At 57.8% G+C, this 15,326-nt stretch carries 19 protein-coding genes; 13 read left to right on the top strand and 6 right to left on the bottom strand.

The features are described from left to right. Positions 1–23 precede the first annotated feature (23 nt). Positions 24–254 carry a DNA polymerase III subunit theta gene (locus tag WFM45_RS05400; RefSeq protein WP_016928156.1) on the bottom strand — a complete coding sequence of 77 codons (231 nt, stop codon included), beginning with the start codon at positions 252–254 and terminating at the stop codon, positions 24–26. A 344-nt stretch (positions 255–598) separates the two neighbouring features. On the opposite strand from WFM45_RS05400, the gene ftnA reads away from it, so the two are divergent. The 5 genes from ftnA to WFM45_RS05425 all read left to right on the top strand — a co-directional run bounded on the left by ftnA (position 599) and on the right by WFM45_RS05425 (position 4,015). Then, the gene (gene ftnA, locus WFM45_RS05405) at positions 599–1,117 is read left to right on the top strand and encodes a non-heme ferritin (RefSeq protein ID WP_015377481.1); all 519 of its coding nucleotides are present in this window, start codon (positions 599–601) and stop codon (positions 1,115–1,117) included. 292 nt (positions 1,118–1,409) lie between these two features. Then, the gene (gene yobA, locus WFM45_RS05410; protein ID WP_046686875.1) at positions 1,410–1,826 is read left to right on the top strand and encodes a CopC domain-containing protein YobA; all 417 of its coding nucleotides are present in this window, start codon (positions 1,410–1,412) and stop codon (positions 1,824–1,826) included. 2 nt (positions 1,827–1,828) lie between these two features. Further along, a complete protein-coding gene (gene copD, locus WFM45_RS05415) occupies positions 1,829–2,710 on the top strand; it encodes a copper homeostasis membrane protein CopD (protein WP_048322945.1) in 882 nt (293 codons plus the stop codon). Positions 2,711–2,779: 69 nt separating this feature from the next. Next, positions 2,780–3,121 (top strand): YebY family protein, encoded by a 342-nt coding sequence (locus WFM45_RS05420; protein WP_004940890.1) that lies wholly within the window; start codon positions 2,780–2,782, stop codon positions 3,119–3,121. A 489-nt stretch (positions 3,122–3,610) separates the two neighbouring features. Further along, entirely contained in the window at positions 3,611–4,015 is a 405-nt protein-coding gene (locus WFM45_RS05425; protein WP_049278662.1) for a hypothetical protein, read from the top strand. On the opposite strand, the gene WFM45_RS05430 is transcribed toward WFM45_RS05425, so the two are convergent. Together WFM45_RS05430 and WFM45_RS05435 are read right to left on the bottom strand one after the other, a co-directional pair. Beyond that, complete coding sequence (locus WFM45_RS05430; RefSeq protein ID WP_004940942.1) at positions 4,012–4,230, bottom strand: hypothetical protein; 219 nt, start codon at positions 4,228–4,230, stop codon at positions 4,012–4,014. The genes WFM45_RS05425 and WFM45_RS05430 overlap by 4 nt on opposite strands. A gap of 74 nt (positions 4,231–4,304) precedes the next feature. Further along, entirely contained in the window at positions 4,305–4,655 is a 351-nt protein-coding gene (locus WFM45_RS05435) for a hypothetical protein (RefSeq protein WP_336954877.1), read from the bottom strand. A gap of 248 nt (positions 4,656–4,903) precedes the next feature. Here WFM45_RS05435 and WFM45_RS05440 point away from each other — a divergent pair, with 248 nt between their 5' ends. From WFM45_RS05440 to WFM45_RS05460, 5 genes are all read left to right on the top strand, one after another. Then, a complete protein-coding gene (locus WFM45_RS05440) occupies positions 4,904–5,254 on the top strand; it encodes a DUF4377 domain-containing protein (RefSeq protein ID WP_166729870.1) in 351 nt (116 codons plus the stop codon). A 183-nt stretch (positions 5,255–5,437) separates the two neighbouring features. Beyond that, positions 5,438–6,637: an enoyl-ACP reductase FabV gene (gene fabV / locus WFM45_RS05445; RefSeq protein ID WP_016928134.1), complete on the top strand. Its 1,200-nt coding sequence runs from the start codon at positions 5,438–5,440 to the stop codon at positions 6,635–6,637. Positions 6,638–6,863: 226 nt separating this feature from the next. Further along, positions 6,864–7,082 (top strand): hypothetical protein, encoded by a 219-nt coding sequence (locus tag WFM45_RS05450; protein ID WP_015377541.1) that lies wholly within the window; start codon positions 6,864–6,866, stop codon positions 7,080–7,082. Between the two features lie 171 nt (positions 7,083–7,253). Then, positions 7,254–7,559 carry a hypothetical protein gene (locus WFM45_RS05455; protein ID WP_004940954.1) on the top strand — a complete coding sequence of 102 codons (306 nt, stop codon included), beginning with the start codon at positions 7,254–7,256 and terminating at the stop codon, positions 7,557–7,559. Between the two features lie 48 nt (positions 7,560–7,607). Beyond that, positions 7,608–7,943: a hypothetical protein gene (locus tag WFM45_RS05460; RefSeq protein WP_004940957.1), complete on the top strand. Its 336-nt coding sequence runs from the start codon at positions 7,608–7,610 to the stop codon at positions 7,941–7,943. Between the two features lie 37 nt (positions 7,944–7,980). On the opposite strand, the gene dcuR is transcribed toward WFM45_RS05460, so the two are convergent. The 3 genes from dcuR to WFM45_RS05475 form a co-directional block, all read right to left on the bottom strand. Next, complete coding sequence (dcuR, locus tag WFM45_RS05465) at positions 7,981–8,700, bottom strand: two-component system response regulator DcuR (protein ID WP_156865502.1); 720 nt, start codon at positions 8,698–8,700, stop codon at positions 7,981–7,983. Further along, positions 8,693–10,306 carry a sensor histidine kinase gene (locus WFM45_RS05470; protein ID WP_336954878.1) on the bottom strand — a complete coding sequence of 538 codons (1,614 nt, stop codon included), beginning with the start codon at positions 10,304–10,306 and terminating at the stop codon, positions 8,693–8,695. The genes dcuR and WFM45_RS05470 overlap by 8 nt, the downstream gene beginning before the upstream one ends. A 125-nt stretch (positions 10,307–10,431) precedes the next feature. Then, positions 10,432–11,274, bottom strand: coding sequence for a class I fructose-bisphosphate aldolase (locus tag WFM45_RS05475; RefSeq protein ID WP_015377543.1), 843 nt, complete (start codon positions 11,272–11,274; stop codon positions 10,432–10,434). Positions 11,275–11,758: 484 nt separating this feature from the next. Between WFM45_RS05475 and WFM45_RS05480 the strand changes: the two genes are divergently transcribed. From WFM45_RS05480 to WFM45_RS05490, 3 genes are all read left to right on the top strand, one after another. Then, positions 11,759–12,688, top strand: coding sequence for a sugar ABC transporter substrate-binding protein (locus tag WFM45_RS05480; RefSeq protein WP_004940971.1), 930 nt, complete (start codon positions 11,759–11,761; stop codon positions 12,686–12,688). Positions 12,689–12,763: 75 nt separating this feature from the next. Next, entirely contained in the window at positions 12,764–14,248 is a 1,485-nt protein-coding gene (locus WFM45_RS05485; RefSeq protein ID WP_336954879.1) for a sugar ABC transporter ATP-binding protein, read from the top strand. Positions 14,249–14,263: 15 nt separating this feature from the next. Next, positions 14,264–15,304 carry an ABC transporter permease gene (locus WFM45_RS05490; protein ID WP_004940978.1) on the top strand — a complete coding sequence of 347 codons (1,041 nt, stop codon included), beginning with the start codon at positions 14,264–14,266 and terminating at the stop codon, positions 15,302–15,304. Positions 15,305–15,326: the final 22 nt, after the last annotated feature.

A 15,326-nucleotide genomic window follows, 5' to 3' on the forward strand; every position in this document is an offset into this window, starting at 1 on the left:
ACCCGCCGTAACGGCGGGTTTTTCTATTTAGCCTTCGGCTCGTACGGCAGGCGCGAAAACTTGTGGGATTCCGCGCGGTAGTGCGCCACGCGCTCGCGAAAATAGTCGCGCAGCGCTTCCGGTTGCTCGCGCTCCACCACTTCCGGGATCACCGGCATGTTGTAGCGCTCTTTGTACGCCACGCCTGAGGCGGCGAGATCCACATTCACCCTGTCCATTTCCTCTTTGGACAGCTCGGCCAGATTGTAACCCACGCTATGCTCCTTACTTACTTTGCCGCATTGAATCTGCGCAGAAGGTAATCCACCCGGCGGCGCTTGGCAAGCCCATTACGCCGTTGCCGGGAGCGATATTTATCCGAGAGTAATGCAATCTATTTATTCTTTTAAATAAGAATGATTCGTTTTTTGATTTAAATAAAAGATGAAAATAATTATCATGTGAATTCTCAATGTGGGTTTGATATTTTAATTTATTGATATTTATAATTTTTATAATTAATGTTTGCTTGGTGTGAATAATGTGTTTTTATTTCTACGGCAGCAAGGCATAATGCGCGGAAATTAAATTCATGACCTGCAAAATAAAAGGAATCATTATGCTGACGCAAGAAATGACTCAAAAGCTGAATGAGCAACTGAATCTGGAGTTCTACTCCGCCAACCTGTATCTGCAGATGAGCGCATGGTGCAGCGATAAAGGCTTTGAAGGCGCCGCCGCATTTCTTAAAGAGCATTCTCAGGAAGAGATGCAGCATATGCAACGTTTGTTCGACTATCTGAGCGACACCGGCTCTCTGCCGCTGCTGGGCACCATCGCCGCGCCGCCGGTGGCGTTTGAGTCGCTGGCGGACGTGTTCCAGCAGACCTACGAACACGAACAGCTGATCACTCGTCAGATCAACGAACTGGCGCACGCCGCCATGACCGCACACGATTACTCCACCTTCAACTTCCTGCAGTGGTACGTGGCGGAGCAGCATGAAGAAGAGAAATTGTTCAAATCCGTGCTGGACAAGCTGGCGCTGGTGGGGACCAGCGGCAAGGGCCTGTTCTTCATCGACAAAGATCTGAAGAAAATGGGCGCGATGGGCCAGGGCGGCAACGACCAGGCCTGATCTGCACCAGAGCATCGAAAAACCGCGCGCGGGCGAGCCTGATGCGCGGTTTTTTTTTACCCTGCGTTTATCGCGGTTATGCGGCGATACGTGCTGCCGGATCGCAAAATGCCAGTGATGCGCTCGACTTGCCGCAGCGTGGTCGTTATGATTTACCGCGATACGCTACAGGGATGGTAGAGTCAAAACAGCGGGTTAGCCGATACAACCCGTTTTTCTGTTTACCCGTGGCGCAATCATTGCGGTGGGTTGGGGCCGCTGATACATCGCCTTGGCTGTGGCCTTAACCCTTATGACCCTCTTTATTTTGTTAAGGGATACCACTGTGATCGGTAAAATTCGTTCCTCCTGTCGCCTGCTTTCCACCGTTTTCGTTCTGTTCGTCGGCCTGTCTTCGCAGCAAGCGCTGGCGCACGCCCACCTGAAAGTGGAAACGCCGAAGGCCGACGCCAGCGTCAGCCCGGCGCCGAAGGCGCTGACCCTCAGCTTCTCCGAAGGCATCGAGCCAAACTTCAGCGGCGTGAAAATCACCGGCCCGGACAACGCCGTGGTGAAAACCGGCAAGCTGCAGCTCGATCCGAACAACAACACCCAGGTCAACGTGCCGATTGAAGGCGAGCTGAGCGCGGGCAAATACAACGTCAGCTGGCATGTGGTGTCGGTCGACGGGCATAAAACCAAAGGCCAGTACAGCTTCACCGTAAACTGATCGTGACTCTGGCGACCCTGTTCGTTCTGTGTCGCTTGGTGCACTTTGCGGCGGTGATGCTGATGTTCGGCATCAGTCTGTTCACCGCCTTATTGTCACCGCAGCGCCTCTCCCCGATCCTCTCCCGCGATGTGCGTCCGCTGCTGTTTGCCGGCACCTGGATTGCCGGGCTTTCCGCCGTGGCGCTGCTGGCCATTCAGGCCGGGCAGATGGGCGACGGTTGGCAAGATGCCTGGCGGCTGGAGGTCTGGTGGGCGGTGCTCGGCACCACCTTCGGCGAAGTGTGGCGCTGGCATCTGGGCCTGTCGCTGCTGGCGATCCTGGGCCTGCCGCTGCCGGAACGGCCGCGCGCGCAGGCGTTGGCGCTGTGCTCAGCGCTGCTGCTGATGAGCCTGGCGTTCATCGGCCATGCGGCGATGCATGAAGGCGCGTTGGGCGCGCTGCACCGCGCCAACCATGCGGCGCACCTGCTGGCCGCCGGCTACTGGTTCGGCAGCCTGGCGCCGTTGCTGGTTTGCCTGCGTTACCTGCAGCCGCCGCAGTGGCGCAGCGATGCCATCACCACGCTGATCCGTTTCTCGCGCTGGGGGCACCTGGCGGTGGCGGCGGTGATCGTCACCGGCATCGTCAACAGCCTGATCATTCTCGGCGGTTGGCCGCTCAACCTCGGTTCGCCTTATCAGCGCCTGCTGCTGATCAAAACCGCGCTGGTGGCGCTGATGGTGATGGTGGCGCTGGCCAATCGCTACGCCATCGTGCCGGCGATGAGCCGCGTACCGGCGCTGGCGCAGCGCGGGGTGGTGCTGGCCTGCTGGCTCGAAGTCGGGCTGGGGATGGCGGTGCTGCTGCTGGTCAGTTTATTTGCAACCTATGCGCCGGTATGACATTTCAGCTTGCCGCAACCGGCCAAGCTGCGGGAAAATCGGCGCGAATAGCAACCTTAAGGCCATCACATGAAATCGGTATTACTCGGCATTACGCTGCTGGCAACCGCGACCGGCGCGCTGGCGGCAGACAAACTGGTGAACATCACCAAACTGGAGTACGGCAAACAGTGGGCGTTCACCAAGGAAGAAGTGACGCTGCAGTGCCGCAGCGGCGGCGCGCTGTTTGTGCTGAATAACAGCACTCTGATGCAATATCCGCTCAACGATGCGGCGGAGCAGCAGGTGAAGAAGGGCCATCAGCGCGCGCAGCCGCTGGAAGTGATCCTGCTGGACGACCCTGCCGAACCGGGGAAAAAAATGAGCATGGCGCCGTTTATCGAGCGCGCCGAGAAGCTGTGCGCTGACTAACCGCTTGTTTGCCAACGCCTTGCCCAGCGTGCGCAGATTGATGCGCATTTGCCGCATAGTTATTTCGTCACGAAACTATCACGCGGCCGCCGGGCGGCTGGCAAAACTGGCGCGGTAGGCTACTCTTAAAGTGCACGGCTGAACAAGCCCTGCATTAAATGCCAACTTTTAGCGCACGGCTCTCTCCCAAGAGCCATTTCCCTAGACCGAATATAGGAATCGTATTCGGTCTTTTTTTGTGTGATTGATTTATAAGAAAATTCCACTTAAGACGCCAATAAAATTCTGGTTTCTCTTTCCAGTCGTAACACCTCAGCCCGATCTCCGGCTCCACACACCACCCGCACCTATTGCTAATTTAGCCGCACCAAAAGTCATTACGTCATTTATGGCGTTGATAAGCTTCGGCCATTGTTCCAATCAACGGTTTAACGAGAGTGTCATTATGGGAAATATCCCGGCATCAGGCGCTATAAAAGGTAACCCGCAGTGAACGAGCAACTGAGTCAATTAAAGATGATGTTGCCCGGCTATCTCAATGCGTGGCGTGAGGGGGCCTTACCCTCTGACTGGGGGCTGGTGGCTAACCCTGAAGTGGTTGCCGCCCTGTTGGCGGAGTGGGAGGCGCTAAGCGAGTTGGCGTCTCGGTTCGAAACCGCCACTGAAGCCCCCTCCGAACCGGCCGCGTTTTGGCAGGCGCGCGCCGAGCTGATGGCGCAGCGCAATCGTGAGCTTATGGCCCAACTGGCGACGCCAGTCCGTTTGCCCGGCGCACGGGTGGCCTTTTTTGGCTATGTGAAAACGGCCGTGATGGACGCCAGGCAGGTTAAGGCGGCGATTCGCGATGCCGGTTTTATCGTTGCGGGCGGCGCCCCCAACGAGAACACGGCTTAACGCGGTTTCTTCTCAAATTTCTCGGCAAAAAAGAACCGCAGCAATTTATGGGTCCACAGCAGGATGGCGCCAACCACCACCAGCGAGACGACGAAATGCGACAGATTTTTAGGCGCGGCGTAGCCGTGGGTAAAGGAGACCCCCGCGCCGCTGAGCAGCAGGGTGGCGATCCAGAAGCCGAGCAGCAGGCATAAGGTACGAAACAGTTTAAACATGGTTATCACCAAAAATACGGAAAGCGCCGACCGAACGGAGAGGCTCAGCCGGAGCTTTGATTAATTAAAACCGCTTAGCGCGAACAGGTATTGCCGCCTTTACTGCTATTGTTATTGCAGCTGCTGCCGCTGTTTTTGTTGCCGCCTTTCCCCATGCCGATGTTGCCGCCGCCCTTGCTGCCCTCCTTGAAGCAGCCGCCGTTGAGCGCGCCCACCGCCAGGCCGCCAAGGCCGCCCAGAGAGCCGGTGATCACGCCGTTAACGCAATCCGGCGAGGTGTGCTTGCCGTAGAATCCCTGATTGGATGACCCGCCTCCGTTCTTGTTGCCGCCGTTGTTGTTGACGCGGCCATTGCTGCTGCGGTTGTCGCCAAAGTTACCGGCGCCGGCGATCAGGTGTAAGTGTTTGGTATCGATCTCTTGCATAAAATTCCCTCTTTATCGATTCAGTTAGATTCAGTAAAGCTTGCGCAAGCCAGCTGTTTTTAACAGAAAAAATAGCGGGGGTAATTACCGGTTCGGATAAGAACAGGGGGTTTATTTTGCGATATTTTCCAGACTGATAGAGTACCGAGGAATGATATTTGGGGCGTGTGGAACCGTAGCGCTATCTGTTCTCTTGAGCCGGTTAATTTGTTAGCATGGCGCCCCTGGATGACTATTGGTGCAGTACATTGAAAATTAAAGCGTTGTTATTTGTTGCGTTGGCCGCGCTGGCCGGCTGCAGCCAGGAGGGAACCTCGATGAATCAGCCCGCAAACGAGAAAGGCGGCCAAACGGAAGTGTTGCTGGTGAACAGCGCGCTGGTGGACTGCGTGGGCGTTGCCCCGATGAAGTGTATGCAGGTGCGCCGCTCCGCGCTGCAGCCGTGGGAGTTGTTCTATACCGGCATCGAGGGCTTCACCTTCGAACCGGGCTATCAGTATCGATTGAAAGTGCGCGTCACCCCGGTTGAGAACGTACCGGCCGATGCCTCATCGCTGCGTTACACGCTGATTGAGCAGTTGGAAAAGAACAAGGCGTGACTCTCGACAGGCCGGGTAATCGCAACCCGGCCTGCCATGATTATCCCTTTGCCATCATGACATGTCTCGGCGGCGGGCTTTCCGACTGGTCTGTTCACTGCGCTTGTTTTCGCACTTTCTTAAGTATATCGAGAAAATCAGGTATATTGTCCTTCGGTTTTTAGCTACCAAGAAAAAATTACTATGATTATCAAACCTAAAATTCGTGGTTTTATCTGCACCACCGCTCACCCGGCAGGCTGTGAAGCCAACGTCCGTGAGCAAATCGCCTACGTTAAGTCACGCGGCGAACTGAAAAACGGGCCTAAAAAGGTGCTGGTTATTGGTGCATCCACCGGTTACGGTCTGGCCTCGCGCATCAATGCCGCTTTCGGCAGCGGTGCGGCCACCATCGGCGTATTTTTCGAGAAGCCTGGCAGCGAAGGCAAAACCGGTTCCGCCGGTTGGTACAACTCCGCCGGTTTCGACAAGGCAGCTAAAGAAGAAGGCCTGTACGCGAAAAGCATCAACGGCGACGCATTTTCCAACGAGTGCCGTCAGACCGTGATCGATCTGATCAAAAAAGACCTGGGTCAGGTTGACCTGGTGGTTTACTCGCTGGCTTCACCGGTGCGTAAGATGCCGGAAACCGGCGAAGTGGTGCGTTCCGCACTGAAGCCGATCGGCGAGCCATACAAATCCGTCGCGCTGGACACTAACAAAGACGTGCTGGTTGAAGCCGTGGTCGAGCCGGCCAACGAGCAAGAAATCGCCGACACCGTGAAGGTGATGGGCGGCCAGGACTGGCAGCTGTGGATGGACGCGCTGGACGAAGCGGGCGTGCTGGCGGATAACGCGCAGTCGGTCGCTTACTCCTACATCGGTACCGATCTGACCTGGCCAATTTACTGGCACGGTACGCTGGGCAAGGCGAAAGAAGATCTGGATCGCGCGGCGCACGCCATCAACCAGAAGCTGCAGGCCAAAGGCGGCGCGGCTTACGTTGCGGTGCTCAAGTCGGTAGTGACTCAGGCTTCCTCCGCCATTCCGGTGATGCCGCTGTATATCTCCATCGTGTTCAAAATCATGAAGGAGCAGGGCATTCACGAAGGCTGCATCGAGCAGATCCAGCGTCTGTTCGCCACCAAGCTGTACAGCGGTGCGGCGCCGGACACCGATGAGAAGCACCGTCTGCGTCTGGATGACTGGGAACTGCGCGACGAAGTGCAGGAAACCTGTCGTGAAATCTGGCGGCAGCTGAACGACAACAACATCAACGAACTGACGGATTACCAGGGCTACAAGGCGGAATTCCTGCGCCTGTTCGGCTTCGGTCTGCAGGGCGTTGACTACGACGCCGATCTGAGCGGCGAAGCCAATTTCGATGTGATCGAGCTGGTCTAAGCGCGTCGAGCGGTCAAACAAGGTCGGGTTAGCCCGGCCTTTTTTATTGCCTGCGAATTATCGGGTGGCTAAGCGAAAATGTTTATTTCGGGTTAACAGAGGAACCGGGTGGTTAACATCGGCAGTCGGATGGTGAAATAACGGCGGTTATTAAACTAAAGAAAGTCATTTTTTATTTACCCTTGCCGCCGGCTGCGGGTATTTTATTTCCTTTAAGGAGAAAGCTATGACATGGCGTTATTGTGCCACGGTATCGTTGTTTTTGTTGAGCGGCTGCAGCGCGATCCAGCCAACGTCGACGTCCCCGGACTGGTCTCAGCCTCAGCCGGCCACGCGGGAACAGCGGCAACGCATCATGGCGGGTGAGTCTGCCTCGTCGGTATTGCATGAAGGTAATATCGGTATTGGCGGTACGTTAGATGGGTCGAAAATATTCGATCGTTAAACCGCTAAATATATTCAGCCAAATTAATGCGCGCATTCTGCCGATATTGTCGGAGGGTTTACCTTTCCTGCGTTATTCTGCCGTGGCTTGACCATTCATTGCGTTAGCAGACAATTCGTTTTCCTTATAGGGAACCGCCGGTTTATTTCGGCGTAATCAAAGGAGTTGCCCATGACGAAGAACATGGCCGCGATCTTTCTCTTGCTGTTGCCGCCGCTAAGCCAAAGCGCCGGCGCAGCGCGCTACGACAGGCCGTGCGAAGGAGTGTCGCCGGTGCTGTTTCAAAAGCGCCTGAAAGCGCTGGCGCAGGATCTGCGTCAGGAAATGAGCGAGGAAGCGCCGCCGACAGAGCGCGATGCGGAAGAGCTGGCGCGGTTGGCGGAGTGCGCTATCGAGCCCGGCAAAGCGCCCGTCACCGGCGGGCAGCGCGTCTCCCGTTCAGAGGAAAAGCCGACGGCATCGCCGAACGGTTGCTGAGCCGGCGTGTACGCAGAGTCAAGCGATGTAATGTCAAAGGAGTCATTGATGAAAAGGATCGTGTTGGCCGGCGTGGCCTTGTGTTGTTCCAGCTTCGCGCAGGCGCGGGTGGATCTGGAATACCATGCGGCGGCGCCGAAGGACAGTAAGGTCACCGAGGAGTACCAGAAAAAGCGCGACGCATTGCGCCACAAGGTGTGGAATGTCGATAACCTGACGCTGGCCAACGAGCAGGCGATTGCACGCGAACAGCAGCGCGAAGCCGCTGAGACCGCCGAGCGGCAGCAGCGGAACCTGGAACAGCAGCAGAAAAAGCAGCGTTGCCTGCGCAGACACTCGAAAGATCCTCATCCCGAGGCGAAGTGTTACATGCACAACTTCTAACCTTTAACGTCCGGGCGCTTTCTGCGCCCGACGTCGTTTAGGCCGGGCGGCAATGCTCTTTCAGCATGGCGATCGCGTCCGGTTTCAGCTGATACAGATAGACCGGCCGGCCGGTGGCGCCGTACAGAATACGGGTGCCGAGGATACCGCTTTCCGCCAGATAGATGAGGTACTTGCGGCAGGACACCCGCGAAATGCCAATGGCGTTGGCCAGATTATCGGTAGAGAATTCGCTGTCGTGCTGCTGTTCGATCCACTCGCACACCGTGCTCAGGGTGATGCTGGTCAGGCCCTTCGGCAGCTTTTTGCTCTCCTGGCCGCCGGGCTGGCGGCGCAACAGGCTGTCGACGTCGGCCTGCGAAAACTCGCGTTGCGCCAAGAGCTGTGACTGTTGCCGGTAGTGGCTCAGCGCCTCCTTGAAGCGGCTGAACTGGAACGGCTTGATCAGATAATCCACCACGCCGTAGTGCAGCGCTTTTTGCACCGTGTTCACGTCGCTGGCGGAGGAGATGATGATCACATCGGTCTTTTCGCCGAGCTCGCGCAGGCCGGGCAGCAGATCCAGCCCATTCTCCTGCTGCATGTAGATATCCAGCAACACCAGATCGATGCTGACGCTGGTATCGGCCAGCAGGGCGCGCGCCTGGCTCAGGGTCGCGACCGTCGCCTGGCAGTGAAAACCGCCGACCTGGCTCAGATAGTATTTGTTCAGCTCCGCCACCATCGGGTCGTCGTCGACAATCAGTACGTTAATCATGGGCTCTGCTCTTGGCCTGATAGGGAAGGTGCACGAAAAATTGGGTCAGCTCGCCCGGTTCGGATTCGAAATCGATGCTGCCGCCCAGTTTCTCCAGATGGCTGCGGATCAGCGCCAGGCCGATGCCGCGTCCCGTTCCCTTGGTAGAAAATCCGTGTTCGAAGATGCGCGCGCCGATCGCCGGATCGATGCCGGGGCCGTCGTCGCTGACGATACAGTGTAATTGATCGTCGTGATGATGGAAGCTCAGGCCGATCTCGTGGCCCTCAACGCCGTCGATGGCGTCGATGGCGTTTTCGATCAGGTTGCCGAGCACGCTGATCAGCACGTGGGTGGTTTCCGCATCGTCGGTTTCCGGCAGCAGGCTGGTTTCCCCGATGGTCAGTTCGATGCCGGCCTCGTGGGCGCGGCTGATCTTGCCGATGAAGAAGCCCGCCACCTCCGGCGAATGGATTTTGCGCAGCAGCGCGCCGATCTCTTCCTGATAGTTGCTGGCGGTGTTGATGATGTAGTTTTCCAACTGCTGATAGGCCTTCATATGCAGCATGCCGAGTATCACATGCAGCTTGTTCATAAATTCGTGCGATTGCACCCGCAGGGCGTCGGCGTAGTGCGCCATGCCGCTCAGCCGCTGCAGCAGGCGGCTGATCTCGGTCTTGTCGCGGAAGGTGGCGATGGCGCCGGTCACCTGGCCGTTGACGATCACCGGCACGGTATTGGTCAGCAGTTCGCTGCCGTTGAAGCTGATCTGCCGATCGCGCAGCGGTTCGCCGCTGGCCAGTACCTCCGCCAGATGCAGCTGCGCCGGCCAATGTTTGCTGGCGGCTTCCAGCAGCAGGTTTTCCACCGGCCCGCTCTGGCGCAGCAGGCGCTTGGCTTCGTCATTGACGATGGTGATGCGGGATTCATTATCGACCGCGATCACGCCTTCTTTAATCGATTGCAGCATGGCGTTGCGCTGTTCGAACAGGTTGGAGATTTCGTAAGGCTCGAAACCCAGCATGATGCGTTTGAGCGCAGAGACCAGGAAAAAGGTGCCCAGGCTGCCGACCAGGGCGGCGAAGGCGATGGTCCAATAGATGATCCATCGGCTTTCCGCCACCACCCGCTGCACGGTGTCCAGCGCGATGCCGAGCGCCACCACGCCGATTTGTTTTTTCTGATCGTCATACACCGGCACGAACACCCGCAGCGCCGGAGCCAGCGTGCCGCGGTTGATGGCGCTGTTGACGTTGCCTTGCAGCGCGGGCGCCAGATCGTCGCCGATAAAATGCTTGCCGATCAGCCAGGGTTTAGGGTGCGAATAGCGGATGCCCTGCATATCCACCACCACCACGAACAGCAGCTCGTTTTGATGGCGCACCTGCTCGGCGAAGCGCTGAATGGCGCCGCTGTGATCGCGCCGCTGCAGGCCGTCGATCACGGTGTTGGAGAGCGCCAGCGTGTTGGCGACGGCGATGGCTTTTTGCTGCAGCTGATCTTGCCCCTCGCGGCTCATCTGCACGAAAAACAGCGCGAACACCACCAGCAGCACCGAAGCGATGATGGCGGACACCATCAGCGTGATGGAGGTGCTCAGCTTGAGCGGCACCCGTTGTTTTGGCATGGCGGTTCTCCGAATGGCGATATCACGGCGTATTCTAGCGAGGAATGCGGCAAGCTGCAGTTACCGGCAGCAGGTTATAGCACGCTGCCGGGGTGCGGAGGGGTTATTTTAGTTACAAAAGCGGGTCACTGCTGGTGGTAGATCTCCAGCGCCTGTTGGCCGCTGGCGCCCTGGTGGATGATCGCCATCAGGGCGCGCACCACCTGCGAAGGATTACTGTGTTGATAGACGTTGCGGCCATAGACCATGCCGGAGGCGCCCTGGGCCATCAGCGCGGCGGATTTCTCCAGCACCGGGCCCAGCTCTCCCTTGCCGCCGCCGCGCACCAGCGTCGGGCAGCGCGCCGCTTCCACCACGCGGTGGAAATCTTCCACCCGATCGGTCGGATCGGCCTTGATGATGTCGGCGCCCAGCTCGCGCGCCAGCCGCACCAGCGGCACGATTTTCTCCACGTCACCCAGCGATCCGTAGGCGGCGCCCTGGCCGGCCGGGGCCATCACCAGCGGTTCGATCATCAGCGGCATGGCGTAGCGATCGCAGGCGTGGCGCAGGCGGCCGATGTTTTCTACGCACTGGCGGAAAATACCGGGTTCATCCGGGATCATATAGAGGTTGACCACCACCGCGGCGGCGTCCATTTGCAGCGCGGCCAGGATCGGCGCTTCCGGGTTGTGCAGCACCGCCCACATTTCGCGGTGGCGTGCGGCGTTATAGGCGTTGCCGACGTCGGTGCGCATCACCAGCGCCGGTTTTTCGCGCTGCGGCGCGCGCTGCAGCAGATCCGCCTGCCCGTAGTTGACCTGAATCGCGTCGGGGCGCGCGGCGATCAGGTTGCCCATCACCCGTTCGATATCTTCCAGCCCGATTAAAAAATCCGGTTCGTTGGCGATGCCGTGATCGATCGCCACATCCAGGCACTTGCCGTTGTTGAACAGGCGGTTCATCCGCACCTTACTGCTGAGCTGCATGTCAGGTCCTCCTGAGATAGGGATATGTCCATTATTGCCGAGTAAGGATGGTCAGGAAACGCGGAAACCGCAAACTGCGCGCCCGCTCGCAGTTTTTGCCGGCGCACGAAAGGGGAACGCTCGCGGGCGGCTTTCATTTCATTTGTTAGATCCGTGTCATGTTTTTGTTAATAAGCCATTCCAAAACGCATGTTTCGCTTGTTTGGGTTAAAAAGTTTCAATAGTCTAAATTATGAAATAAACATTTAAAAAAGCGGCGAAGACGCGGCTTGCTCCACCAGGGGTTTATTTCAATTGATTGTTTTTAATCTATTTTGAGATATCGATCACCATTTTGTTCACGGCCTTAATACGGCGATAACGCGGTAATTTCGCCGTATCAAAGGGATAACACCGACCGTATTGTTGTTTGAATGTAAAAAATATTTTTCATTAGCTGTCAACCAACAGACCTCTTCATTCTAACGATTAAAGGGTAACGAACATGAAGCTGAAGAAATTGATCGCCGCCTCGGTACTGATGTGCATGCTGCCGGCCAGCGTGTTGGCGAAAGACATCAAGATCGGCGTTTCCATGGCTTACTTCGATGACAACTTCCTCACCATTCTGCGCCAGTCGATGCAAAGCAAAATGAAGGCCGACGGCAACGTCAGCGGCCAGTTCGAAGACGCCAAGGGCGACATCGCGCAGCAAATTCAACAAATCGAAAACTTCGTCAGCCAGGGCGTCGACGCCATCATCCTCAACCCGGTGGATACCCAGGGCGTCAAGCCGATGATCAAACTGGCCGAGAACGCCAAGATCCCGCTGGTGTTCGTCAACCGCAAGCCGGAAGTGACGCTCCCGGCCGGCATGGCCTACGTCGGCTCCGATTCCAAGCTGGCCGGCAAACTGCAGATGGAAGCGTTGGCCAAGCTGATGAACGGCAAGGGCAACGTGATGATCCTGATGGGGGAACTGTCGAATGAATCGACCCGCGACCGCACCCGCGGCGTGGAAGAGGTGGCGGCCAACTATCCCGGTATCAAGATTATCGATAAGCAAACCGCCAAGTGGACGCGTAAAGATGCGGTGGATATCACCACTGACTGGGTGCTGACCGGCCAGCAGATCGACGCTATCGCTTCCAACAACGACGAAATGGCCATCGGCGCCATCCTGGCGCTCAAGCAGGCTAAAAAGTCCGGCGTGCGGGTGGCCGGCGTGGATGGCACGCCCGATGCGCTGGAATTCATCAGAAAAGGCGATCTGGCGCTGAGCGTGTTCCAGGACGCCAAAGGCCAGGGCGAGGGTGCGGTGCAGACCGCCGTTCAACTGGTGAAAGGCGAGAAAGTGGAGAGCAACGTGCTGATCCCTTACCAGCTGATCACCCAGGCCAATTACCAGCAATTCGCCGATAAAAACAAGAAATAAGCCTTGAAGCCCGCCGCGGGCGCCGGTGTGGGGCGAGCGCGGCGGAAAACGTGGGTCAGTGCGGAGGTAAGCGGTATGTACCCTTATGTTCTTGAGGCCGAAGGCATCAGCAAGCAGTTCCCCGGCGTCAAAGCGCTGGATAAGGTCTCGATTAAAATCAAACCCGGCAGCGTGCACGCGCTGATGGGGGAAAACGGCGCAGGCAAATCGACGCTGATGAAATGCCTGATCGGCATCTACCACCCGGATGAAGGCTCGATAAAAATCAAAGGCCGGCCGGTCACCTTCAGCGACACGCTGCAGGCGCTGCATTCGGGCATTTCCATGATCCACCAGGAGCTGAACCTGGTGCCTTATATGACGGTAGCGGAAAACATCTGGCTGGGGCGCGAGCCGGCGCGGCTGGGGTTCGTCAACCACGAGCAGCTGAACGAGAACACCCGCGAGCTGCTGGCGCGGCTGAACATCAAACTGCAGCCGGACACGCTGGTGGGCGAACTGAGCATCGCCAACCAGCAGATGGTGGAGATCGCCAAGGCGGTGTCCTACAACGCTGACGTATTGATCATGGACGAACCGACCTCAGCGCTGACCGAAGGTGAAGTGGTGCACCTGTTCGCCATCATCCGCGAACTGCGCGAGCAGGGCAAAGGCATCATCTATATCAGCCACAAGATGGACGAGATCTTCGCCATCACCGACGAAGTGAGCATTTTCCGCGACGGCACTTTCATCGCCTGCGACAAAACCGAAAATCTGACCAAACAGTCGCTGATCACCATGATGGTGGGGCGTGAACTGACGCAGATGTTCCCCAAATTCAACAACAACATCGGCGAGGAAGTGCTGCGGGTGGCGGGGCTGCGCCGCAGCGGCTGGTTCCACGACGTGTCGTTCAGCGTCAAACGCGGCGAGATCCTCGGCGTCGCCGGGCTGGTGGGCGCCGGGCGCAGCGAAGTGATGGAAAGCCTGTTCGGCATGCACCCGGCGGACGGCGGCGAGATCTTTATCGAGGGCCAGGCGGTGAAGGTCGATTCCCCGGCGAAGGCGATCGAGAGCGGGTTGGCCTTCCTCACCGAAGACCGCAAAAAATCCGGCCTGTTTTTGGTGCTGTCGGTGGTCGAGAACATGAGCATCGTCAACCTGTCGGAATACATCGGCAAGAACGGTTTCGTCAGCCACGTGCAGATGGCCAAAGACTGCATGGATCAGATCAAAAAGCTCAACATCAAAACGCCGACCATGGATCAGATCATCAATAACCTCAGCGGCGGCAACCAACAGAAGGTGCTGATTGCGCGCTGGCTGCTGGCGCAGCCGAAAATCCTGATCCTCGACGAACCGACGCGCGGCATCGACGTGGGAGCCAAAGCGGAAATCTACCGCCTGATCAGCGAGCTGGCCAACCGCGGCGTCGCCATCATTCTGGTCTCCTCCGAGCTGCCGGAGATCCTCGGCATGAGCGACCGGGTGATGGTGATGCACGGCGGCCGCATCACCGGCATGTTGGACAAAGACGACGCGGACCAGGAAAAGATCCTGGCGCTGGCCTCAGAATAACGAAGGGTGAACATCATGAGTAACGTAAAGATTGAGAAGCCGCTCTCCGCCGATTCAACGAGCAAGGGAACGCTGTTCTCCGGGCTGAGCGGCAAAATGCCGAAGGATACCGGCATCTTCATCGTGATGCTCGGCATCGCGCTGGTCTTCGAAATCCTCGGCTGGTACATGCGCGATCAGTCGTTCCTGCTGAACCCGAACCGCCTGCTGCTGATCGTGCTGCAGGTGGCGATCATCGGCATCATCGCGGTGGGCGTCACCCAGGTGATCATCACCACCGGCATCGATCTCTCCTCAGGTTCGCTGATTGCGCTGACTGCGGTGGTGGCGGCCAGCCTGGCGCAGACCTCGGACAGCATTTCGCCGATGTACCCGGGGCTGCTCGATCTGCCGGCGGCGATCCCGATCGGCGCGGGGATTGGGGTGGGCATTGTCTGCGGCTTTATCAATGGCTTCCTGATCACCCGCACCGGCATTCCGCCGTTCATCGCCACGCTGGGGATGATGGTATCGGCGCGCGGTCTGGCGCAGTACTACACCAAGGGTAACCCGGTCAGCTTCCTGTCGGACGGCTTCACGTCAATCGGCCAGGGCGCGATGCCGGTGATCATCTTCCTGGTGATTGCGGTGATCTTCCATATCGCGCTCAAACACACCCGCTATGGCAAATACATCTACGCCATCGGCGGCAACATGACCTCGGCGCGGGTGTCCGGCATCAACGTCAACAAATATCTGGTGACGGTTTACACCATCGCCGGCGGGTTGGCGGGACTGGCGGGCGTGGTGCTGGCGGCGCGCGTCAGCAGCGGCCAGTCGAGCATGGGCATGTCCTATGAGCTGGACGCCATCGCCGCGGCGGTGATCGGCGGCAGCAGCCTGATGGGCGGCGTCGGGCGCATTACCGGCACGCTGATCGGCGCGGTGATCCTCGGCCTTATCAAAAGCGGCTTCACCTTTATCGGCGTCGATTCTTACATTCAGGACATCATCAAAGGCGTGATTATCGTCGCCGCCGTGTCGATCGACATGCGTCGCAACCGCAAGAAACACTGATTGCCGTGAATTGCCGCCGGCG

It is taken from the genome of Serratia sp. KG1D (assembly GCF_037150675.1).
Taxonomy (GTDB): domain Bacteria; phylum Pseudomonadota; class Gammaproteobacteria; order Enterobacterales; family Enterobacteriaceae; genus Serratia; species Serratia nematodiphila.